Below are 267 nucleotides of genomic sequence, written 5' to 3' on the forward strand. Positions count from 1 at the left end.
GCCTGAAGGCCATGCGTGCGCTGCAGGAGCTCAACCCCAGCAGCACTACGGCCAGCAACGCGCAGATCCTGTTCCTGGTGCTCAACGCCTCGTCGCTGACGCTGCTGCCGGTGACCATCTTCATGTACCGGGCCCAGCAAGGCGCGCCAGACCCGACCATGGTGTTCCTGCCCATCCTGCTGGCCACCAGTGTCTCGACCTTGGTCGGGCTGCTGTCGGTGGCGGTTATGCAGCGCCTGCGTCTATGGGACCCGGTGGTGCTCGCCT

General features: G+C 65.9%; 1 pseudogene. It reads left to right on the forward strand.

From position 1 onward, the window contains the following. Positions 1–267: pseudogene (locus SB765_RS30255) on the forward strand (hypothetical protein); the annotation flags it as partial.

Source organism: Pseudomonas sp. SIMBA_067 (assembly GCF_046534675.1).
GTDB lineage: Bacteria > Pseudomonadota > Gammaproteobacteria > Pseudomonadales > Pseudomonadaceae > Aquipseudomonas > Aquipseudomonas putida.